The sequence below is a fragment of the Parvibaculum sedimenti genome, from assembly GCF_009184905.1.
Classification (GTDB): Bacteria; Pseudomonadota; Alphaproteobacteria; order Parvibaculales; family Parvibaculaceae; genus Parvibaculum; species Parvibaculum sedimenti.
This window is the reverse complement of record NZ_WESC01000003.1, coordinates 62,520-83,236: the sequence shown is the minus strand read 5'-3', so window position 1 is coordinate 83,236 and position 20,717 is coordinate 62,520. Positions and strand designations below refer to the sequence as shown.

The window sequence follows — 20,717 nt, the reverse complement described above, 5'->3', positions numbered from 1 at the left end:
GGGGGCGCGATCGCTTGATCGACGCGTCGGACGACGAATTGGTAGCGCGCGTGGCGCTGGGTGACGAGGCGGCCTGCAGGCTGCTTGTCGACCGGCATCTCACGCGCATGCTTGCCTTGGCGCGCCGCATGCTAGGCAGCCATGCCGATGCCGAGGAGGTTGCCCAGGAAGTGTTTCTCAGGGTCTGGACACATGCTTCGCGCTGGGAGCCGGGCAGGGCGCAATTCAGCACCTGGCTGCACCGGGTTGCGACCAATCTGTGCCTAGACCGTTTGCGCCGTCACACCACAGACGATATCGACTCCATTCCCGAGCCCCAAAGTGACGGTCCGACGCCGCTGGAGGAACTCGAGCGGCAGGATCTCGCGCGGCGGGTCGATCTGGCGTTACAGGGCCTGCCGGCGCGGCAAAGAGCTGCCGTGACGCTGACACATTATCAGGGGCTCTCGAACATCGAGGCGGCGGAAATTCTCAATGTGAGTGTCGAAGCGGTTGAATCTCTACTGGGGCGGGCACGGAGACAACTTCGTGTTGCTCTTGCGACGGAACGGGATGAGTGGCTACGTAAAACCGTGGAATATGGCCAATGAGGGCCGGGGTGAGGCAATGGCGACTGACGAGATGACATTGGAGCGTTTGGCGGAGATCGCCGGGGCATATGGCGCCTCGCCGGATCTGTGGCCGGCGGGCGAACGCCAGGCGGCCCAGTCGCTGCTGGCGCGGTCTGCAGAAGCGCGCGCTCTTGTCCAAGAGGCGGGCGAACTCGACAGCTTGCTCGCTATGGCACCTGCGGCAGACGCGCCCTCGCCGGAGCTGCTCTCCCGGATCATGGCAGCCCGTCCCCGCGCCGCAACGGGGCGGATCCTATCCCACCAAGCGCGTCGTGCGAGCCTGTGGCAATCCATTGCCCGTATCGTCTGGCCATACGGCTCAGCTGCTTTCCCGGCTGGTGCGCTTGCGGCATCCATCATGCTCGGCATCGGCTTTGGCGCCGCCTTGCCGTCGGGCGTCACGGCAGAGGGGCTCAGCTCACTCGGTCTCGCCCCCGTTCAGTCTGCATCGGCTTCGACGGGCACGGCTGGAGAGCAGCTCGTTTCCTTCGCTCTGGCCGAAAATGAATATCCCGAGGACTGGAAGAAATGAGTGAGTTGCCCGTGAACGAGGCTCAGGTGCCGCTTGCAGAGCGTCGCTGGGTAGGGCCGGCGCTGCTCCTTTCTCTCATTATCAATCTCTTCCTCGTTGGAACGATTGCGGCTGCGCTGATCATCGGGCCGCCATCTCCGCCGGGTGCCGAGCCGGGGCGGGTCCCGGCGCCCTTTTTCAAGATGCTGCACAAGGGTACCGATGACTTGCCGCCGGGCGACAGGGCAGCGATGCGCAAGATCATGATCGAGCAGTTTCCGCTCATCAAACCGCATCTCGCCGCGCTTGAGATGGCCCGCAGAGAGCTTGCTGACGCATTGGGCGCGCCGTCCTACGATACTGCCAGGGTTACTGCGGCTTTCGCGAAGGTCGATATGGTGCAGGCCGAAATCGGTCAGGCGACGCGCGACGCCATGATTCAGGGCTTCTCCAGACTGACGCCCGAACAACGAGCCCGCGTGGCAGAGTCGATGCGCAGGCGCGCGGAGCAACATTTCGGTCCGGCCGGTCCGGGCGGCCCGGAGGGGCCTCCGCCAGGCGGTCCGGAAGGCCCGGAGGGCCCGCGGCCCTGACGGAGCGTCGCGTGATATGATCCTGGCTCACCCCGAGTCGAGTACATGACAATTCACCCAAAATGACCTGGTATCATCCGAGCCTTTACGACGCGTCCTCGCCTGCCGGAAGTTTCTGGGAGGACGATGCGCCTCCGCTGGCCGATGGCGCGGACCTCGGGCCACTTGCTGGCGATACGCAATGCGACGTCGCCATTATTGGTGGCGGCTATACAGGGCTTTCTGCGGCGCTTCATCTTGCCCGCGACCATCATGTCGATGTGCGGCTGCTCGAGTCGGGCCCGCTTGGCTGGGGCGCGTCGGGTCGCAATGGCGGCTTCTGCACACTTCCGCCCAGCAGCCTCTCTCTGTCCGGCCTTATTCGACGCTATGGCGAGATGGAAGCGCGGCGCTTTATTTCCTCGCAGGTCGATGCGGTCGAACTCGTTCGTTCGCTCGCGCATGACGAAGACATCGACATTCGCCCGCAAGGCGACGGCACGCTGCATGTTGCCCACTCGCCCTCGCGTTTCGCGGCGCTGGAGGAGGAACGCGATCTTCTCGGAGGAAAGTTCGGTGTGCCCGTGGCACTGCTCACGCGCGAGGAAGTCGCCGAGACGTCCTACGACTCAACCGAGCAGTTCGGCGCCCTGCTGAACAAGGTCGCCTTCGGTCTCCACCCATTGCGGTTCGCGCGCGGTCTTGCGGCGGCGGCGGCGCGTCACGGCGCAAAGCTGCATGGTCGCTCCCATGTGGAGCGCTGGGAAAAGATCGGCAATGAACATCGCCTTGTGACGAAAACCGGCACGTTGCGCGCGCGCCGTATCATCGTTGCGACCAACGGGTTCACCCGCGAGCCGGTGAGCCGGGTATTGGCCGACCGTCTCATGCCGGTCTTGTCCAATATCGTCGTAACCCGTCCGTTGACGGATGATGAGCTGGCCGCGCAGGGGTGGAAGACGGAACGTCCCTGCAGCAATACGCGCAATCTTCTTTTCTATTATCGGCTTCTGCCAGACCGCCGCTTTCTCTTCGGCGCGCGCGGCGATCTGACGGGCAAGCCGCAAGATGGCATGCGCATGCGCGCCATACTCGAGCGCCGTATGGGTGAGGTTTTCACCGCGTGGAAGGACGTTCCGACGACGCATTACTGGCGTGGTTTTGTTTGCATGACGGCGCGCATGACGCCCGCGATTGGACAAATGCCCGATGATGCGAGCGTTTATTTCGGTCTTGCCTATCACGGTGATGGGGTTTCGGCGGCGCCCTGGACAGGAAAAATGCTCGCGGAACTTATCGGCGGCCGAAAAACATTCGCTGAAATTCCTGAGCCTTTCCGCGGGATTCCGCCACGTATGCTCTTTCCGTCGCTCCGGCGCTGGTATCTTGGGGCTGCTCTCGGCTACTATTGGCTTCAGGATAAATAACAGCCAGGTAAATGATGAGCGATCGCGAGAAACCGCGTACCGACGGGCGTGCGACTTTGGCCGAGTTCAAGGCCTTCCTCGCAGAACGAGGCGACATTGACTATCTCGATGCCGTTTTCGTTGATATGTGCGGCACAGTGCGCGGCAAGCGCTTCCCGATCGAAGAAGCCGAGAAGGTGTTCACCTCCGGCGTTCATATGCCGAAGTCGGTCTATTTCTTCGACGTAACCGGCGTCAATGAAGACATTCTTGGCATGGGTTTCTCGGACGGAGACCCGGACGGTCAGGCTTTTCCGGTCGCGGGTTCCATCGTGCCGGTGCCATGGGCTTCGATGAAGCAGGCCCAGGTCCTCATGACCATGCAGGACAGTGACGGCGCGCCACTCAATCTCGAGCCGCGCGTCATCCTTGCCAATGTGGTAGCGAAGCTTGCCGAGCTCGGTCTTCATGCGGTTACGGCCTGCGAATTCGAATTTTATGTTCTCGATCGCGAGCGCGACCGTAAGGGTCTGCCGCAGGCGCCGATCAATCCGGCAACGGGACAGCGTGAAACCGCCAATGAAGTCTATGGCATCACTGAACTCGACGGGTTCATGGCGCTGCTGAAGGACATCGACGAGGCCTCGGCGGAGCAGGGTGTGCCGGCTTCGGGCGCCACCGCGGAATTCGCGCCGGGCCAGTACGAGATCAATCTCAATCACGAGCACGACGCGGTGCGCGCGGGCGATCACGCGATCATGCTGCGTCATCTCATCGGCGCCATTACACGCAAGCATAACTTCATCGCGAGCTTCATGGCGAAGCCCTTTGTCGGCCAGACAGGCAACGGGCTTCACGTCCATTGCTCCCTGCTCGACGAGAAGGGCAACAATATCTTCAACAATGGTACGGACGAAGGCAGCCCGAAGCTGCGCCATGCGATCGGCGGACTGCAGGCGACGCTCGGCGAGGCAATGGCATTCTTCGCGCCGAACCTCAATTCCTATCGCCGGTTCGAACCGAACCTGTTTGTGCCGGTCAATGGCGCCTGGGGTTACAACAACCGCTCGGTCGCCTTCCGCGTGCCGGCGGGCTCGCATTCGGCGATGCGCGTCGAACATCGGGTTTCCGGCGCCGACGCCAACCCCTATCTGGTGCTTGCCGCGATCCTTGCCGGCATTCACTACGGCATCGTCAATGAGATCGATCCGGGCGACCCGGCCGAAGGCAATGCCTGCGACAGCATGGACGAGAGTATTCCCTTCTACCTGCCGAGTGCGCTGAAGCGCCTGCGCAATTCGACGGTGCTGCGCGAATATTTCGGCGACCAGTATGTCGACGTCTATGCCGAGACAAAGATGCTCGAATTCGACAAGTTCCAGCGTGCGATCTCGCCGTTGGAATACGACTGGTATCTCTGACATTCCGTCCTGAGCGAGAACCGGCTGCCCAATTCAAAGGCAGCCGGGTTTGCTTCGAGTGGTCTGAATCTCTGAAAAATCGCGTAAATGCGTGGCCTTCGCCTTGGCATATTGCATGCAATCGCATTGGGAAAACTTTCCCTGCGAGGCTTCAAGTGACCCCCGAACATTACATTGTCGATATCGCCGGCGAGCCCGTCCGGCTTCCGCTCGTTCCCATCAACGACACGTTCGCCATCTCGCTTCTCATGGTCATCGACATGGGAGTGCGCTTCGGCGAGCGCATCGGAAAGGCGATGGCGGAGAAGATCCGCGATCTCAAACCCGACATCATTGTCGGCACTGCGACGCTCGGCATTCCGGTGGCGATCGAGGTCTCGCGCGCGCTCGGGCTCGATCAATATGTGATCCTGCAGAAGTCGCCCAAGATTCATCTTAAGGACGCGATGTTGCGCGAGGTCGTCTCCGTCACCTCGTCGGGCTCGCAGCGCCTGTTGCTCGACCGCGCCGCCATCCCGCTCATCAAGGGCAAGCGCGTCGTGGTCGTGGACGACGTGGTGGCGACGGGTTCGAGCCTCGCTGCCAGTGTAGCGTTGGCGCGCGACGCAGGCGCGGAGATCGTCGGCATCGGTGTCATCCTCACCGAAGGTCATGACTGGAAGAAGCAACTCGGCGCCGACGCGGGCCTTGTGCGGGGTCTCGGCCACATTCCGCAATTCGATGTGAAGGACGGCGTCGCAAGGCCGAAGCCCGAAACGCTCGCCTGAATTCAGAGCGGCAGCGTGAAGGTCACGCGGGTGCCGACGCCTTCGGTGCTGTCGATCAGCAACGTGCCGCCGTGAAGCTCCACGAGCGAGCGTGAGAGGGCGAGGCCGAGGCCTGTGCCCTTGTGCTTCTTCGAGTGCTGGCTTTCCACCTGCTCGAAGGGGCGGCCGATTTTCGGCAGCGCGTGGGCCGGAATGCCGATGCCCGTGTCCTCGACGGCGATGGCGACGAATTTGTCGTCGGCGCCGCTGCGCATGGTGATAGTGCCACCTGCGGGCGTGAACTTGATAGCGTTTGACAGCAGGTTGAGCAGCACCTGCTTGATCGCTCGCTTGTCGGCTTCGACCGTCGGGAGGTCGCCCACCTCGTTGACGATTTTCACCGAGGCGATTTCGGCGCGGCCGGAAACGAGACGCATCGACTCCTCGATCACGACGCCGAGATCGGTCGGCTGCTTTTCGAGCGTCATGCGGCCCGCCTCGATCTTCGACATGTCGAGAATGTCGTTGATGAGTTCGAGGAGGTGCTGGCCGCTCGAGCGAATGTCGTGCGCGTATTCCTTGTATTTCGGCGAGCCGAGAGCGCCGAACATCTCCGCCTCCATCATCTCGGAGAAGCCGATGATGGCGTTGAGCGGGGTGCGAAGCTCATGGCTCATATTGGCGAGGAATTCGGACTTGGAGCGGTTGGCCGATTCTGCGCGGGTCTTTTCGGAGGCGTATTTCTCGGCGAGGTCCACGAGCTGGCGCGCCTGATGCTGAAGCTTGAGGCGCGAGGCTTCGAGGTCGCGCACCGTCTTTTCGAGCGCTGACTTGTTCTGCGTCAGGGATGATTCCTGAACCTTGATCGCCGTGATGTCGGTGCCGACATTCACATGGCCGCCACTGTTGGTCGGCCGCTCGCTGATCTGGAGCCAGCGCCCGGAGGGAAGGTGGATTTCCCACACCGCCTCCTCCAGCCCGCCCGCGCGCGGCCAGTCGGAACCGATGCCTGCATCCGCCATGACCTGTTCGAGCGTCGTCCCCGGCGCAAAGCCGTCTTCGGGCAGGTTCAGGAATTCGGCGAACTTGCTGTTCGCAGTGACGAGCCTGTTGTCGTCGTCCCAGAGGGCGAAGGCCTCGCCGATGCTTTCGATGGCATCGCGCAAGCGGGCAGTGGCGCGGCGCTCGCGTTCTTCGGCGAGCTTCTGCTCGGTGATGTCGATGGTGATGCCGACGAGGCGTTCGCCCGCAATGCGCCCGCCGCCCCAGACCTGCCCCTTGGCATGAACCCAGACCCAGCTTCCATCCACATGGCGGAGCCGGAATGTCGTGTCATAGGATCGCGAGGCCCGCGAGGCCGCGCCGATGATCTCGTCGATTGCAGGCCCGTCGTCCGGATGGGAGATGGATTTGATCTCGGCAGGCGACAGGCGCTTCGAGGGCTGGCGCAGGCCCAGCATGTCGAACATGGCCGAGGACCAGTAGACGCGGTTCGCCGTCAGGTCCCAGTCCCAGATGCCGCAGCGCGCGCCCGCAAAGGCCATGTCGAAGCGCAGCTGGTTTTCGATGAGGGCCGTTTCCGCCTCGATCTTCTTCTCGCGCAGCCGCATCAGCATGAAGGCCAGCAGGAAGCCGCCAAGGGAGAGCAGGGCGGAGAGACCGAGCGCATGGGAATAGCCGTCCCGCACATAGAGCGCGGAATTGACGAAGGCGAGGACGACGCCCAGAAGGACCAGCGCGATGCGCGGCAACCAGCCGGAGGACAGCGCCGGCCGGCTCCGGGCCATGTGCTGCTGCCAGGCCAGGACTTCCGTTCTCGACGAAGTCGCGTCGGGGATACTCATCTGAACCATGCCGGCGGCTTGCGCGTTCGGCCCCTCATTACTCGTCGAAACGCCAAGACTCGTCGAAACGCCAAGGGGGCCGGGAACGGGGCGCCGCGCCGCCCAGTCCGGCCCGCCCGGGGCCGAATCATTGAAACGATGATTCGGGAGCCCTCGGCCTTTGTCCAGATATGGCGGCTCGCTTTTTGGCATCCGATGCATTTCAGACTCACCCGCCACCCTGTTTGGTGCCATCAAGCAAGTGTCTTGCTGGCGATCTCATATACGTCGCGTGAAATGCCCTCCGCGCCGGCGATCCGTTCGAGCTGGCGCGACATCAAGCTGCGGCGCTTGCGGTCGAACTGGCGCCAGCTCTTGAAGGCGCCCAGCAGCCGGGCGGCCACCTGCGGATTGAGCGCGTCGAGCTCCAGCACCTTTTCCGCGACGAGAGCATAGCCCGCGCCATCCGCCGCATGGAAGCGAACTTGGTTGGCGGTGGCGAAACTTGTGATCAGTGCGCGTACCTTGTTGGGGTTTCGTATGGTAAACGCCGGGTGATGCAACAAGCTCTTGACGTCGTCCAGCGCACGGGGAAGCGAGGACGTCGCCTGGATCGAGAGCCACTTGTCCATGACGAGGTGGTCGCCCTTCCACTGTTCGTAGAAGGTCTCGAGCGCACGGGTGCGTTCCTGCACGTCGATATTGGCGAGAACGCCGAGCGCGGCAATCTGATCTGTCATGTTGTCGGCGCCGTCGAAGTGCGCCGCGGCCATCTCCACGCCCGACCCATCGGGTAAAAAGGCGAGATAGCCGAGGCAGGCGTTCCTGAGTGCGCGGCGGCCCGCATCCTCAGCGTCCGGGCTATAGGGCCCGTCGACCTTCATGCGCTCGTAGATGCGTTTCAGATCGTCGCGCACATCCGCCGCAATGGCGATGCGCAGGGTCTCGCGCGCCTCATGGATCGCGTCGACATCGACATCCTTGCCGATCATCTGCGCGATCGCCTGCTCGCTGGGCAGAAGGATCATCTGGGCAGCGAAATCGGGGTCGAGCTTCTTGTCTGCAAGCACCTTGCGTATCATCTCGGCGAAGGCGGTCCCGCGGCGGCGCTTGCCGCCCGTGCGGATCGCCTCGACATTGGCGATCAGAAGCCCGCTAGCGTAGCGCTGCGCCGCCTCCCAGCGGTTGAAGGGATCGCTGTCATTGGCCATCAGGAACACATAGTCGCGTTCCTTGAGATTGCTCGAAAGCGTCACCGGCGCAGTGAAGCCGCGCAGCAGCGAGGGCACGGGCTTCTCGGCGACATTGCGGAAGCGGAAGGTCTGTGTTCGCTCGGTGAGGTTGAGCACACGCGTTTTCGCGTGGGGTTTTTCCTCGCCGTCAAGCTGAAGCGCCATGTCCTTGCCGTCCGGGCCGACAAGGCCGACCGCAATGGGAATGTGATAGGGCTCCTTTACCGGCTGACCCGGCGTTGCGGCGCAAACCTGCGTCATCTTCAACGTGTAGGTTTCGCGAGCGCTGTCGTAACGGCCGGAGACGAGCACTTCCGGCGTACCTGACTGCGAATACCAGCGCTTGAACTGTGTCAGGTCGATTTTCGCCCCGTCGCTGAGGGCTTGCAGAAAATCTTCCACCGTCGCCGCTTCGCCGTCATGGCGTTCGAAATAGAGATCCATCCCCTTGCGGAAGCGCTTCGGCCCCACAAGCGTGTGGATCATGCGGCAGAGCTCGGCGCCTTTCTCGTAGACGGTCGCCGTATAGAAATTGTTGATCTCGATGTAGCTGTCGGGCCGAACGGGATGCGCGAGCGGGCCCTGATCCTCCGGGAACTGATGGCTGCGTAGAAGACGCACGTCTGCGATACGCTTCACGGCGCGCGAACGCATGTCGCTGGTGAACTCCTGATCACGGAAGACGGTGAGGCCTTCCTTCAGGCAGAGCTGGAACCAGTCGCGGCAGGTAACGCGGTTGCCCGTCCAGTTGTGGAAATATTCATGCGCGATGATCGCCTCGATGGAGGCATAGTCGGTATCGGTCGCCGTGTCGGGGCGGGCGAGAATGTATTTGTCGTTGAAGACATTGAGGCCCTTGTTCTCCATCGCCCCCATGTTGAAGCTGCTGACGGCGACGATCATGAAAATGTCGAGGTCGTATTCGCGGCCAAAGGCTTCCTCGTCCCAGCGCATGGAGCGCTTCAGCGCTTCCAAGGCATAGGCGCAGCGATCCTCATTGCCCGGCTCGACGAAGATGCGCAGCGTGACCTTGCGGCCCGACTTCGTGACGAACTTGTCTTCGACATGGCCGAGGCGACCGGCCACCAGCGCGAAAAGATAGGCGGGTTTGGGGAAGGGGTCGTGCCATTCCGCGAAATGCTTGCCAGAGGCGAGCTTGCCTTCCTTCACCAGATTGCCGTTGGACAGAAGAACCGGCGCCACCTTTTCGTCTGCAACGATGCGCGTCGTGAAAACGGCCATGGCATCCGGGCGGTCGAGATAATAGGTGATGCGGCGGAAGCCCTGCGCCTCGCATTGCGTGCAGTAGATGCCGCTCGAAAGGTAGAGCCCGGTCAGCGCCGTGTTCGCCTCCGGCCCGCAGGTCGTCACCGTTTCGAGGGTAAATTCGCCTGCAGGCAGGTCCGGGATCGTCAGGTGGCGGCCATCCACCTGATAGGCGTTCGGGCTCAGCGTCTCGCCGTTCAGACGGACCTCATGCAGCGTCAGCTTCTCGCCGTCGAGTACCAGCGGCCCGCCGCCCGAGGCCGGATTTGTCCTCATTTTCAGCTTCGAATGCACCCGGGTCGCGGCCGGATCGAGCTCGACCTCCAGCGAAACGGTGTCGATCAGATAGGCGGGCGGCGCATAGTCCTTGAGGAGGACGGCGCGCGGTTCTTCTGTTCTCATGGGGACGTCTGCTCGATTTTGAGGGCGGGGCCTGGCCGCTCCGCCCGGGCTGATTACGACAAGTCTAAAACAATCGGCCCGGGATATGGCGAAATTTCGTCGCTTCGCCGGGGGCGGACGCAACGACACTTGCGCTCCGGGACGCTTTCCGCCATCAACGGGCACGGCCAATCAGGGATAAAACAATGGACAAAGCGGCTTTCAGGGCGCGCAAGCATCAGGTGCTTGGCGACGCGACCATTCCGGAGCTTCCGAACCATTACAAGGGCAAGGTCCGGGACAATTACGACCTGCCCGATGGACGCCGCATCATCATCGCTTCGGACCGGCTGAGCGCCTTCGACCGTATTCTGGCCGCCATTCCCTACAAGGGCGAGGTGCTGACCCAGACGGCGCGCTTCTGGTTCGAGGCGACGAAGGACATCTGCCCCAACCACGTCCTCGAATACCCCGATCCCAATGTGGTTGTCAGCCGCCGCCTCGACATCCTGCCGGTCGAGATCGTCGTGCGCGACTATCTGGCTGGCACCACCGGCACCTCGATCCTGACGCTCTACAAGAAGGGTGAGAGGGAGATGTACGGCATCCGGCTGCCTGAGGGCTTGCGCGACAATGAGCGCCTGCCGCACCCGATCATCACGCCGACTTCCAAGGCCGATTACGGCGGGCATGACGAACCTCTCTCTCCGCGGGAGATCGTCTCAAAGGGTATCCTTACGGCGGAGCAGTGGCGCGTCCTCGAATCCTATGCGCTTTCGCTCTTCGCTCGTGGTCAGGAGATTGCGGCGACGCGCGGCCTCATTCTTGTCGATACGAAATATGAATTCGGCACGGACGCGCGCGGCCATATTGTGCTCGCCGACGAGATTCATACGCCGGACAGCAGCCGTTACTGGTTGGCTTCATCCTATCAGGAGCGTTTCGAAAAGGGTGAGAAGCCCGAGAGTTTCGACAAGGATTTCGTGCGCAATTGGGTCGCCTCGCGTTGCGATCCCTACAAGGATGAAATCCCGGAGATTCCCGAAACGCTGATCCTCGACACGGCGGAAGTCTATATCCGCGCCTTCGAGACGATCACGGGCCAAACCTTCAAGCTCCCCGACGCCGACGAGCCAGTTCTCGACCGCATCCGGCGGAATCTCGCGTCCTATTTCTGAGTTCGCTTTGTCGTTCAGCGGTTACAACACGCCGAATGCCCGCAGCAACCACAGAATAACGGCAATGACGACGACGATATTCAGGATTTGTTTGATCTTGCCGTCCATGGGCACGTAGTTGTTGACGAGCCAGAGCAGGACACCGATCACGATCAGAACGACGACAAGTTGAATCAGCGGCATGGAGTTCTCCTGTTGGAATGCTCCCCCGAGGGGTAGCCTTCTCTTGCTGTGCCAAAGTGGCCCCGTCGCTATTTCTTTTCGATCGTAATGCCACCTGGTCCGGCATTGATCTGAACGCCCTCAGGCTGTTTTCGGTCCTGATAAAGTTGATAACCGAACACTATGACCGCGAGTGCGAGCGCGCCGATAATGACGTAGAGAGTGTTGTTGCGGTTCATTCGCTATCCTTCTGCCAGGGACAAACGCGACCCCCGACGGTCGAGTTGTCAGTAGAAAAGCCCATAGACGACTTGCAAAATGTCGCCAGTGTCAGTGTTGATCATTACCGCGTCGTCGCCATAGCGCACCCATTCGCAATCATAGGGCGGAATGGTGAGGCCGAACGTCCAGTAGTCCTCGATCCAGTAGTTGCGCGGCCAGAAGATGGACGGCAGCACCTCGCCATAGGACCAGCTGCGCTCATACCAGCCATGCGGGCGGACATAGCGGCCCATGTTGAAGCGGCGCTGTGCCTGATAGTTGTGATGGTAGTCATTCGGGTCGTAGTCATGGGGCCGCCCGCTCCAGGGCCCCGGAGGATGGCCGACCATGTAATCGCTCGGGCCCGCATAGGGCTCCGTCGGGCCAAGCGGCTTGCCCTGCCACATCCCGCCCGACTGCCCGCGCGAGAGCACATCATGCTCGTTGCCCTGCCAAGGCTCGCCGGACTGAATTTGAATCTGGGGCGCTGGCGCCTGTTGGGCGGGGTGCCAGGGTTGGGTCTGCGTCGGGGCGCTGCGAGCCGGGTTGCTTTGTAGCATGCCGGGCTTCGCGGCGCCCTTTTGCAGAGGCCCGCGGGGCGTCGGTCCGGTCTGCAACATACCATCAGGGACCACCCCATTTTGCAGGATGCCGTTGGAGAGACCGCGTTGGCCATGCTCGGGCTTGCCGCGCTGATATTTGTCGCCGGGCCGCGCGTTCCTGCGCTGGCTCTGCAATATCTCCGAACCGGCCTGCTGCTCCATGGACCGTTCGGCATAGTGCTCCGCGTCGTTCGGTGGGACCGCGTGAGCGGTCGTGCTCACCAGAGTAAAGCCCGCCAGCATCAGCGGGCCGAGCGCGGGAATGAAGAGCCGGTTCATCGCAGGTCTCCTGTCCGATCATGATGTCGTAAACGAGGGCGCGGTGCCCGGCCGTCACTCGTCAGACAATTACAAGATCACGCGACCGCAGATTGAGCGCAATCAAAAGCAGCACCAATGCCCCATGATGGCGCAGAAGGTTGTTCCATGATGAAACCATCTCTGCCTCAAAGCGCTTTCACGATGCTCGGAAAGGCATATCCTTCGCCGACTGATCGTCCGCTGGGAGAGATATCATGGCCATGGAACGCACAGTCGCCGTGCTTGTCGGCAGTCTTCGCAAGGATTCGTTCAACCGCAAGACGGCGCTGGCGCTGACCAGACTCGCGCCCGCAAATCTGAAGCTCGGCATTGTCGAGATACGGGGGCTCACGCTCTACGATCAGGACCATGATGCCGGCCCACCGGTTTGCTGGGTCGAGTTTCGCGATGCAATCCGCCCCGCCGACGCGGTTCTTTTCGTTACGCCGGAATATAATCGCTCCGTACCCGGCGTTCTTAAAAATGCCATTGATGTAGGATCGCGGCCCTATGGCCACAGCGTCTGGGCAGGCAAGCCCGCTGCCATTGTGAGCGTGTCACCGGGCGCGATGGGCGGCTTCGGCGCCAATCACCATCTGCGCCAGTCACTCACTTTTCTGGACATGCCGGTGCTGCAGCAGCCGGAAGCCTATATCGGCAACGCAGCGGCGCTTTTCGACGACAAGGGCGAGATTGCGAATGAAGGCACGCGCGCCTTCATGACGAAGTTCATGGCCGCCTTCGCCGCGTGGATCGAAAAGATAAGGGGGTAGGGCGGTAGACTCAGACCGCCTCGATCTTCTTCGTCTGTTCGATCATCGTCTTCGCATCGCGGGCGAGAACGAGGACTTCCTCCGGCAGGTTTTCCGGATTGCTCGTTGCGTAGTCCACCAGCCGGTTGAGCAGAACCAGGAATTTGGGGCTCGCCGCCATGATGCGGGCCTGCAATTCAACACGCTCTGGCGCAAAGTCGTATTCCATGCCGGGTACGCGCCAGCCGCCGCCTTCCGCGGTATTGGTCATGATGACCGGATAGCTGCCGGGGAAGGGATGCGTCGCGCATTCTTCCACCGAGCGCCACTTGTTCGGCTGGCGGACGACGCGCCATTCCTCCATCGCAGGGTCGATCTCGGTGAGTGCCGCGGATTGCTCCGTCTGAAGCTCCGTCGCGGTGAAGTCGCGGCCCAGCCCGACGTCGTAGAAGACGCGCAGGGGTTCGTCGACATCCTTCACCCATTGCGGCACCACGCGCTCGATCACCGCCCAGGTGCCAACGGGGCGTACATATACGCGCTGGTTCTTGTGGAACTGTGCCTTCGCCATGGAATTTACCGATTCAGGAGTGGACCTTGCCTCCAGTATGCGGGGCCCGGGTTAGCGATTGTTTAATCTGTGTGGCGCGGGCGTGGCGGAGAGTCGATGCGAGGGATCGGCATGGGTGCAGCGCAGCGACGGGCGGGGGACCCCAAGCGGACGCGGCGTCAATGCGCTGCCTCTTTTCACCGCGCCGAATTGCAGGAACAATGCGCGCAAATCGGATACGCGCCGTCACTTTTTGGCGAGGATCCATCAGCCTGACCCGGCCGTAAACAAGGGCCCGACCGAAGCGGGGCGACATGAGCCGCCTGCGCGCGAGCGTGGCCCGAAAAACGTTCAAGGCCAAAGATTTCCAGAGGGAGCGCCCATGAATTTCGATTTCTCCGACGACCAGAAGATGCTGAAGGAGCAGGTGCGCAAGTTCCTGACGGACAAGTGCCCCTATTCGGTGCCGCGCCGCATCCTCGATAGCGACGAGCCCTATGCGAAGGAGGTCTGGAAGGGCCTTGTCGAGATGGGCCTCACCGGTACCGCCATTCCGGAGGCTTACGGCGGCCTCGGCCTCGGCGCGCTGGAGCTTTGCGTCATCGCGGAAGAGCTCGGCCGCGCTGCCGCGCCGGTTCCCTTCTCGTCGTCGGTCTATCTCGCCTCGGAGGCGATCAAGCTCTTCGGCACCGAAAAGCAGAAGCAGACCTGGCTCCCCAAGCTCGCCGCGGGTGAGATCATCGGCACCTTCGCGATTTCCGAAGGTCTCCATGCGCCGAGCGCCGCGAACATCAAGACGAGCTTTGCTGGCGGCAAGGTCAATGGTGTGAAGACGCCGGTTCCCGATGGTGACATCGCCGATGTCGCGGTCGTCGTCGTCAACGCGGGCGGCAAGGTCGCGCTTGCCATCGTCGATCTGAAGGGCGCAGGGCTGTCGCACGAAGTTCTCCGCACCTTCGACCCGACGCGCAGCCATGCCGAAATCACCTTCAAGGACGCGCCCGCCGAACTTATGGATGGCCAAGGCTGGGAGCAGGTGAGCCGCATTCTCGACGGCGCGGCCGTGCTCTTTGCCTTTGAGCAGGTTGGCGGCGCGGAAGCGGCGCTTGAGATGGCCCGCGACTATTCGCTGGAACGTTATGCCTTCGGCCGTCAAATCGGTTCCTATCAGGCGATCAAGCACAAGCTCGCCGACATGTATGTGAAGAAAGAGATCGCGAAGTCGAACGCCTATTTCGGCGCGATGATGCTCAACGACGAAGGCGCCGAATTGCCGGAAGCTGCTGCCGCCTCGCGCATCGCGGGTTGCGACGCCTATGTCTTCGCCGCGCAGGAGAACCTGCAGACCCATGGCGGCATCGGCTACACATGGGAAGCGAACACGCAGTTCCATTATCGCCGCGCGAAGCTCCTCGCGCTGACGGTGGGCGCCGCCATCCAATGGAAGGAAAAGCTCGTCGCGCGTCTTGAAGCCAAGAACGCCGCCTGACGCATTTCCCAGACATTAGAACATCGGAACAGAACCATGGATTTCAACGATACTCCGGAAGAAGCCACCTACCGCGCTCAGGTTCGCAGCTGGCTCGACAAGAACGCCGTTCGCAAGGCCGATGCGAAGGACTTGCCCTTGCCCAAGACCCTCGAAGAGGTGCTGAAGCAGTCGAAAGCCTGGCAGGCCAAGAAGGCCGATGCCGGTTATGCCTGCATCACCTGGCCGAAAGAGTGGGGCGGCGGTGGCGGCACCACGATCCAGAACGTGATCTACGGTCAGGAAGAGTCGAATTACGCCGTTCCCGGCGGCATTTTCGCCATCGGCCTCGGCATGTGCATCCCGACGGTCATGGCCTGGGGGCCTGAAGACGCGAAGAAGCGCTATGTCGGTCCCGCCGTGCGCGGCGACGAGATCTGGTGCCAGCTCTTCTCCGAGCCTGCGGGCGGCTCCGACGTTGCGGGTCTACGCACCCGCGCCGAAAAGGATGGCGACGAGTGGGTCATCAACGGTCAGAAGGTCTGGACCTCCGGCGCCCACTACTCCGACTTCGGCATCGTGCTGACGCGTACCGATCCCAATGTGCCGAAGCACAAGGGCCTCACCATGTTCTATATCGACATGAAGAGCCCGGGCGTCGAAGTGCGTCCGATCAAGCAGATGTCGGGCGGCTCGGACTTCAACGAAGTCTTCTTCACCAATGTCCGCGTCAAGGACAGCCAGCGTCTCGGCAATGTCGGCGACGGTTGGAAGGTTGCGTTGACCACGTTGATGAACGAGCGTCTCGCCGTCGGCGGTAGCCAGGGCAATGCAGATGCCGACGATCTGATCGAGCTTGCACGCGAGACCGAGATTGCCGGTGAGCCCGCGATCCGCAATGGCGCCGTGCGTGAGCGCATCGCCAACTGGTATGTGCAGGCGCAGGGCCTCAAGTTCACGCGCTTCCGCACGCTCACCGCGCTTTCGCGCGGCGAGACGCCCGGACCGGAAAGCTCGATCTCCAAGATCGTCGCGGCGAACAAGATGCAGGAACTCGGTTCCTTCGGCATGGATCTTCAGGACATGGGCGGCGTCATCCGTGACCGGAGCGTTTCTCCGGCCGAAGGCGCCTATACGGAGCAGTGGATCGGCGCGGCGGGCTATCGCATCGCCGGCGGCACGGACGAAATCCTGCGCAACATCGTCGCCGAGCGCGTTCTCGGCATGCCGCAGGACGTTCGTGTCGACAAGGACCTGCCCTTCAATCAGGCCCCGCGCGGCAAGTAACCGGCTTAGGGGCGGGCATCCCGCTCGCCCCTGATCGCCAAGCGTCAAAAGCCTGCCGGCATCCCGCCGGCGGGCTTTTTTCTGTCCCATTTCAGGAGATGGGCCGGAAATGGGCAGCAGCGTCACGGTCTTCAAGAGGTTACAATTCTGGATGCGCAGGCCACGATCTGTTGAGCTATAACTGTCGCCGAAAAACCACAGACGGGTGGACAGTGCGGCGTATTCAGATATGGCTCGAAGCGGCGAAAGGCGATTTTCTCGCTCTTCTGCCGCCATGGAGCGACCGCCGGGCGCCTTATCTCGTTTTCGCAGGGCTTCTCGTCTTTGCCGCCGCGCTGGCCTATTACCTTGTCTTTCTCCAGCCGGTCTCGCAGGGGCTCGCCACCATCCGCAGGAGCAGCACGCTTGTTGTCCTGGCGCGTGTAGCGCCGACGACCTATTACTACGGCACGCTTGGTGAAACCGGTTACGAATACGATTTGACGCAGGCGCTTGGAAAGGCGCTTGGCGTCAAGGTCGAATACCGGACCTATGACACCGAGCCTGAAATTCTCGAAGCGCTTGCCGTGAGGCGGGGACAGATCGCCATCGGCCTCGTGGCCACAGAGGCGCGGCGCAAGGCTTTCGTCGCCGGTCCCGACTACCAGAGCGTGCGTGAAGTCGTCATCTGTCGACGCGACATTCCGCTGCCGAAAAAGCCTGAGGATCTGGTCGGTCTCAAGGTCACGGTTGCCGAGGGCACGGCGGGTGCCGATGCGATGCGCGATCTCGCCGCGAAGACCAAGGGGGTTTCTTTCGATGAGAAGCGCGAGCCGGTTGAAAATATTCTGTCCACGGTTGCCGAGGGCCAGCTCGATTGCACGGTGGCGAGCTCGCTCGAGTTGCAGATCAACAATCCCTATTACCCGGAACTCGTCGAAGCCTTCGCCATCACCGGCGACCAACCGCTAGCCTGGCTTGCCGCGCCGGGTTCGGAGGATGTTGCGGAATATCTTGGCAACTGGATTGCCGACCTGAAGAAGTCGGGCGAGCTTGCCGATATAGGCCGCCGCTATTTCGGCTTCCTGCCTCCTTTCGACTATGTCGATGTGCATGCCTTCCGCGAAGCGATCCAGACGACCTTGCCCGATTACGAGAAAGCGATGCGCGACGCAGCGGACCAGACGGGACTCCCCTGGCAATTGATCGCCGCCGTTGCCTATCAGGAATCGCATTGGCGGCCTGATGCGCGCAGTCACACGGGCGTGCGAGGGATCATGATGCTCACCGAGGATACGGCAGACGCGCTGGGCGTGGAAAATCGTCTCGATCCGATTGCGAGCATCTATGCGGGTGCGCGCTATATCGCGGATATCGAAAAGCGCATTCCCGACTCGGTGCGCGAACCCGACCGCATCTGGTTCGCACTAGCAGCCTACAATATGGGTTTTGCCCATCTGCAGGACGCGCGAGCGCTAGCCGCGCGGCTGGGTCTCGATCCTGATGGCTGGACGGGAATGCGCCGCGCCCTGTCTCTGATCCAGAAGCCGGCTTACGCCGAGCATCTGAAATATGGAACCGCAAGGGGTGGGCAGGCTTTGCGTTTTGTGCAGCAAGTTCGCGCCTATCATCATATACTTGAGGCGCCACGCGGATAGTCCGTGTTCTGAAACAGTTGGTTTCCTCGCGTTGCGTGTGTCTACGTAAAATCCCGTATGCGACAACCTGCGCAGCATGTGCGACAGAATGGCAGCGCACAAACTGCGTCAAATCCGCGACACTGTGACCAACGGAATCGCACCGGCAGGGTGCCCGGTAACGGAGAGATGAAAATGCAAGGCAACAAGACTTCGAAGATCGTAGTAATGGCGCTCGGTGCGCTGCTTGGCACGACGGCGCTTTCCGCTCCGGTCCTCGCCGCCGATGCGTTCCAGGGCAAGTCGGCGGGCGACTTCCTCGTACGTGCGCGTGGTATCTATGTCATTCCCGACGAGAAGCTCGACGGCATTTCCGGCCTGAGCATCAGCAATGAAGTCGTGCCGGAAGTCGATTTCAGCTACTTTGTGACCGACAATATTGCCTTCGAACTGATCGCGGCGACGACGCGTCACGAGGTCAGCATCCCCAGCGCGTCGCTCGGCAAGGTCAGCCTGCTGCCGCCGACCCTGACGGTTCAGTACCACTTCATGCCGAAGGCGCAGTTTAGCCCCTATGTTGGTGCTGGCCTCAACTACACCTTCTTTTATAACGTCGACAGCGGCGACTTCTCGAGCGTCAAATATGACAATCACGTCGGCTACGCCCTGCAGGCCGGTGTGGACTACGCCCTTGGCGGCAATTGGTCGCTCAATGCCGACGTGAAGAAGATCTTCCTGAAGACCGACGCGCATGTGAGCGGTGTTGGCACCGTCGGAACCACGATCGATCCGTGGATCGTCGGCCTCGGCGTCGGCTACCGCTTCTAAGAGCGAAGCTCTCCTCCCCGACTATCGGCCTCGCGCGGGAATCCTCGCGGGGCCGCTTTCTTTTGGATTGAATTGTTCGACCAAACTCCCCGATTGTCTGCGGCGACCTGTCGCTATATAGAAGGTCTAGGGCGTATACCCTAAATGGTCCAGAGAGGCCGTGGGCGGCCCCGATAGCCAAGTTTCAGGGAGTAGAGAAGCCGTGGACGACTTTTTGAGCCAGCCGGGACCGAAGACAGCCGCCGTCCAGAAGCACCTTCAGGTCGCCATTTTCGGCACCGGCATGGGCGGGCTTTGCATGGCCGTCCAGCTTCGGCGTGTGGGCATCGACTCCTTCGTGATGCTGGAGAAGGAAGACGAGATCGGCGGGACCTGGCGCGACAACACTTATCCCGGCTCTGGCTGCGACGTGCCCTCGCATCTCTATTCCTTCTCGTTCGAGCCCAAGGTCAACTGGTCGCGCAAGTTCGCCCTCCAGCCTGAGATCCTCGATTACATGAAGCATGTGACGCGGAAGTACGGCCTGCGCCCGTTCATCCGTTTCAATACCGAGGTCGATGAGGCGCGTTTCGACGAGGCTGCCGGTCTCTGGCGCATCCGCACCAGGGCGGGCGAAGAGATCACGGCGAATGTGGTCGTCTCTGGAACCGGGCAGCTCAACCGCCCGTTCACGCCAGATCTGCCCGGCATCGAATCCTTCGCGGGCAAGGCGTTCCATTCGGCGCGCTGGGACCAGAGCGTCGATCTTCAGGGCAAGAATGTTGCCGTCATCGGCAATGGTGCCAGCGCCATCCAGTTCGTGCCGCAGATCGCGCCCAAGGCAAAGAAGCTCACCGTCTTCCAGCGCTCGGCGAACTGGATAGTGCCGAAGGCGGACCGTCCCTATACGGATTTCGAGCAGCGGATGTTCCGTCGTTTTCCCTGGCTGGTGAAGCTGCATCGCCTGCAGATTTATCTGCGCCTCGAACTCAACTATCTTGCTTTCGTCCGGGGCAGCTTCTTCGGCAAGCTTTTCGAAAAGGCGTCGCTGAAGGAACTTGAAGCCCATATCAAGGATCCGGAGCTGCGCGCGAAGCTCACGCCCGATTATCCGGCGGGCTGCAAGCGCATCCTTCTGTCGAATGACTGGTTCCCGACCATGGCGCGGGAGAATGTCGATGTCTGCACCAGCCATGTCGAGAAGGTGACATCTGACGCCATCGTGACCAGGGACGGCGTGTCCCATCCGACCGATGTCATCATCTATTCGACCGGCTTCGTGACGACGACTTTCCTCGCGCCGATGAAGGTTGTCGGGCGCAACAATGTCGATCTCAATACGGCCTGGGCGAATGGCGCGGAGGCGCATCGCGGCGTCGCGATTGCGGGCTTCCCGAATTTCTTCATGCTTTATGGGCCCAACACCAATCTCGGTCACAACTCCATCATCTTCATGATCGAGTGCCAGGTGAACTACATCATGCAGTGCTTAGGCGCGCTCAGGAATCCGAAGGTGCGCTATATCGACGTGAAAAAGGAGGCGGAAGACGCCTTCAACCGCGACCTGCAAGAGGACATGCAGTCGACCGTCTGGGCTGCCGGCTGCTCGAGCTGGTACAAGACCGCCGACGGCAAGGTCACCAACAACTGGTCGAGCTTCACCGCGAAATATTGGTGGCAGATGCGCCACCCGGACTTTGCGGAATACAGGGTGGTAGGCTGACTGTCGCGTGGCCGCGAGGCGTCGCGCCTTGGCCCGCGCCGG

General features: G+C 61.7%; 19 protein-coding genes. 13 read left to right on the top strand and 6 right to left on the bottom strand.

Translation table 11 applies throughout. The annotated features are described in order from the left end of the window. Positions 1-14 precede the first annotated feature (14 nt). The 6 genes from F2P47_RS03925 (at position 15) to F2P47_RS03900 (ending at position 5,288) form a co-directional block, all read left to right on the top strand. Positions 15-590, top strand: a complete 576-nt coding sequence (locus F2P47_RS03925) for an RNA polymerase sigma factor (protein ID WP_152214864.1) — start codon at positions 15-17, stop codon at positions 588-590. A 16-nt stretch (positions 591-606) separates the two neighbouring features. Beyond that, positions 607-1,143 (top strand): hypothetical protein, encoded by a 537-nt coding sequence (locus F2P47_RS03920; RefSeq protein ID WP_152214863.1) that lies wholly within the window; start codon positions 607-609, stop codon positions 1,141-1,143. Continuing rightward, complete coding sequence (locus F2P47_RS03915) at positions 1,140-1,715, top strand: periplasmic heavy metal sensor (RefSeq protein ID WP_152214862.1); 576 nt, start codon at positions 1,140-1,142, stop codon at positions 1,713-1,715. Before F2P47_RS03920 ends, F2P47_RS03915 begins: the two co-directional genes overlap by 4 nt. A 62-nt stretch (positions 1,716-1,777) precedes the next feature. Then, on the top strand, positions 1,778-3,121 hold the full coding sequence (locus F2P47_RS03910; protein ID WP_152214861.1) for an NAD(P)/FAD-dependent oxidoreductase: 1,344 nt from the start codon (positions 1,778-1,780) through the stop codon (positions 3,119-3,121). Positions 3,122-3,132: 11 nt separating this feature from the next. Next, a complete protein-coding gene (locus F2P47_RS03905) occupies positions 3,133-4,521 on the top strand; it encodes a glutamine synthetase family protein (protein WP_246176731.1) in 1,389 nt (462 codons plus the stop codon). A gap of 155 nt (positions 4,522-4,676) precedes the next feature. Further along, positions 4,677-5,288, top strand: a complete 612-nt coding sequence (locus F2P47_RS03900) for a phosphoribosyltransferase family protein (protein WP_246176729.1) — start codon at positions 4,677-4,679, stop codon at positions 5,286-5,288. Between the two features lie 2 nt (positions 5,289-5,290). Here F2P47_RS03900 and F2P47_RS03895 read toward each other — a convergent pair whose 3' ends face one another. Together F2P47_RS03895 and pepN are read right to left on the bottom strand one after the other, a co-directional pair. After that, the gene (locus F2P47_RS03895) at positions 5,291-7,111 is read right to left on the bottom strand and encodes a PAS domain-containing sensor histidine kinase (RefSeq protein ID WP_185680934.1); all 1,821 of its coding nucleotides are present in this window, start codon (positions 7,109-7,111) and stop codon (positions 5,291-5,293) included. Between the two features lie 233 nt (positions 7,112-7,344). Then, positions 7,345-9,990: an aminopeptidase N gene (pepN, locus tag F2P47_RS03890; protein ID WP_152214859.1), complete on the bottom strand. Its 2,646-nt coding sequence runs from the start codon at positions 9,988-9,990 to the stop codon at positions 7,345-7,347. A gap of 185 nt (positions 9,991-10,175) precedes the next feature. On the opposite strand from pepN, the gene F2P47_RS03885 reads away from it, so the two are divergent. Continuing rightward, entirely contained in the window at positions 10,176-11,147 is a 972-nt protein-coding gene (locus F2P47_RS03885; RefSeq protein WP_152214858.1) for a phosphoribosylaminoimidazolesuccinocarboxamide synthase, read from the top strand. Between the two features lie 21 nt (positions 11,148-11,168). Here F2P47_RS03885 and F2P47_RS17605 read toward each other — a convergent pair whose 3' ends face one another. The 3 genes from F2P47_RS17605 to F2P47_RS03880 all read right to left on the bottom strand — a co-directional run bounded on the left by F2P47_RS17605 (position 11,169) and on the right by F2P47_RS03880 (position 12,451). Further along, entirely contained in the window at positions 11,169-11,330 is a 162-nt protein-coding gene (locus tag F2P47_RS17605; protein ID WP_185680933.1) for a Thivi_2564 family membrane protein, read from the bottom strand. Positions 11,331-11,398: 68 nt separating this feature from the next. Further along, complete coding sequence (locus F2P47_RS17600; RefSeq protein ID WP_185680932.1) at positions 11,399-11,548, bottom strand: hypothetical protein; 150 nt, start codon at positions 11,546-11,548, stop codon at positions 11,399-11,401. Positions 11,549-11,596: 48 nt separating this feature from the next. Further along, positions 11,597-12,451, bottom strand: a complete 855-nt coding sequence (locus F2P47_RS03880; RefSeq protein ID WP_152214857.1) for an RcnB family protein — start codon at positions 12,449-12,451, stop codon at positions 11,597-11,599. A gap of 236 nt (positions 12,452-12,687) precedes the next feature. Between F2P47_RS03880 and F2P47_RS03875 the strand changes: the two genes are divergently transcribed. Beyond that, complete coding sequence (locus F2P47_RS03875; protein ID WP_152214856.1) at positions 12,688-13,245, top strand: NADPH-dependent FMN reductase; 558 nt, start codon at positions 12,688-12,690, stop codon at positions 13,243-13,245. A gap of 10 nt (positions 13,246-13,255) precedes the next feature. Here the strand turns inward: F2P47_RS03875 and F2P47_RS03870 are convergent, their stop codons facing one another. Further along, complete coding sequence (locus F2P47_RS03870) at positions 13,256-13,795, bottom strand: hypothetical protein (RefSeq protein ID WP_152214855.1); 540 nt, start codon at positions 13,793-13,795, stop codon at positions 13,256-13,258. A 361-nt stretch (positions 13,796-14,156) separates the two neighbouring features. Between F2P47_RS03870 and F2P47_RS03865 the strand changes: the two genes are divergently transcribed. From F2P47_RS03865 to F2P47_RS03845, 5 genes are all read left to right on the top strand, one after another. Then, positions 14,157-15,263: an acyl-CoA dehydrogenase family protein gene (locus F2P47_RS03865; RefSeq protein WP_152214854.1), complete on the top strand. Its 1,107-nt coding sequence runs from the start codon at positions 14,157-14,159 to the stop codon at positions 15,261-15,263. Positions 15,264-15,299: 36 nt separating this feature from the next. Then, positions 15,300-16,529: an acyl-CoA dehydrogenase family protein gene (locus tag F2P47_RS03860; protein ID WP_152214853.1), complete on the top strand. Its 1,230-nt coding sequence runs from the start codon at positions 15,300-15,302 to the stop codon at positions 16,527-16,529. 212 nt (positions 16,530-16,741) lie between these two features. Continuing rightward, a complete protein-coding gene (gene mltF / locus F2P47_RS03855; RefSeq protein ID WP_185680931.1) occupies positions 16,742-18,166 on the top strand; it encodes a membrane-bound lytic murein transglycosylase MltF in 1,425 nt (474 codons plus the stop codon). Positions 18,167-18,340: 174 nt separating this feature from the next. Further along, positions 18,341-18,973, top strand: a complete 633-nt coding sequence (locus F2P47_RS03850) for an OmpW/AlkL family protein (RefSeq protein ID WP_204886503.1) — start codon at positions 18,341-18,343, stop codon at positions 18,971-18,973. A 202-nt stretch (positions 18,974-19,175) separates the two neighbouring features. After that, positions 19,176-20,675 carry a flavin-containing monooxygenase gene (locus F2P47_RS03845; RefSeq protein WP_246176728.1) on the top strand — a complete coding sequence of 500 codons (1,500 nt, stop codon included), beginning with the start codon at positions 19,176-19,178 and terminating at the stop codon, positions 20,673-20,675. Positions 20,676-20,717 lie beyond the last annotated feature (42 nt).

What these genes read in the sequence shown, in the direction of transcription:
- F2P47_RS03920 (WP_152214863.1), top strand. Translation starts at nt 607, where the DNA reads ATGGCGACTGACGAGATGACATTGGAGCGTTTGGCGGAGATCGCCGGG.
- F2P47_RS03915 (WP_152214862.1), top strand. Translation starts at nt 1,140, where the DNA reads ATGAGTGAGTTGCCCGTGAACGAGGCTCAGGTGCCGCTTGCAGAGCGT.
- F2P47_RS03910 (WP_152214861.1), top strand. Translation starts at nt 1,778, where the DNA reads ATGACCTGGTATCATCCGAGCCTTTACGACGCGTCCTCGCCTGCCGGA.
- F2P47_RS03905 (WP_246176731.1), top strand. Translation starts at nt 3,133, where the DNA reads ATGATGAGCGATCGCGAGAAACCGCGTACCGACGGGCGTGCGACTTTG.
- F2P47_RS03895 (WP_185680934.1), bottom strand. Translation starts at nt 7,111, where the DNA reads ATGAGTATCCCCGACGCGACTTCGTCGAGAACGGAAGTCCTGGCCTGG.
- pepN (WP_152214859.1), bottom strand. Translation starts at nt 9,990, where the DNA reads ATGAGAACAGAAGAACCGCGCGCCGTCCTCCTCAAGGACTATGCGCCG.
- F2P47_RS03885 (WP_152214858.1), top strand. Translation starts at nt 10,176, where the DNA reads ATGGACAAAGCGGCTTTCAGGGCGCGCAAGCATCAGGTGCTTGGCGAC.
- F2P47_RS17605 (WP_185680933.1), bottom strand. Translation starts at nt 11,330, where the DNA reads ATGCCGCTGATTCAACTTGTCGTCGTTCTGATCGTGATCGGTGTCCTG.
- F2P47_RS17600 (WP_185680932.1), bottom strand. Translation starts at nt 11,548, where the DNA reads ATGAACCGCAACAACACTCTCTACGTCATTATCGGCGCGCTCGCACTC.
- F2P47_RS03880 (WP_152214857.1), bottom strand. Translation starts at nt 12,451, where the DNA reads ATGAACCGGCTCTTCATTCCCGCGCTCGGCCCGCTGATGCTGGCGGGC.
- F2P47_RS03875 (WP_152214856.1), top strand. Translation starts at nt 12,688, where the DNA reads ATGGCCATGGAACGCACAGTCGCCGTGCTTGTCGGCAGTCTTCGCAAG.
- F2P47_RS03870 (WP_152214855.1), bottom strand. Translation starts at nt 13,795, where the DNA reads ATGGCGAAGGCACAGTTCCACAAGAACCAGCGCGTATATGTACGCCCC.
- F2P47_RS03865 (WP_152214854.1), top strand. Translation starts at nt 14,157, where the DNA reads ATGAATTTCGATTTCTCCGACGACCAGAAGATGCTGAAGGAGCAGGTG.
- F2P47_RS03860 (WP_152214853.1), top strand. Translation starts at nt 15,300, where the DNA reads ATGGATTTCAACGATACTCCGGAAGAAGCCACCTACCGCGCTCAGGTT.
- F2P47_RS03850 (WP_204886503.1), top strand. Translation starts at nt 18,341, where the DNA reads ATGCAAGGCAACAAGACTTCGAAGATCGTAGTAATGGCGCTCGGTGCG.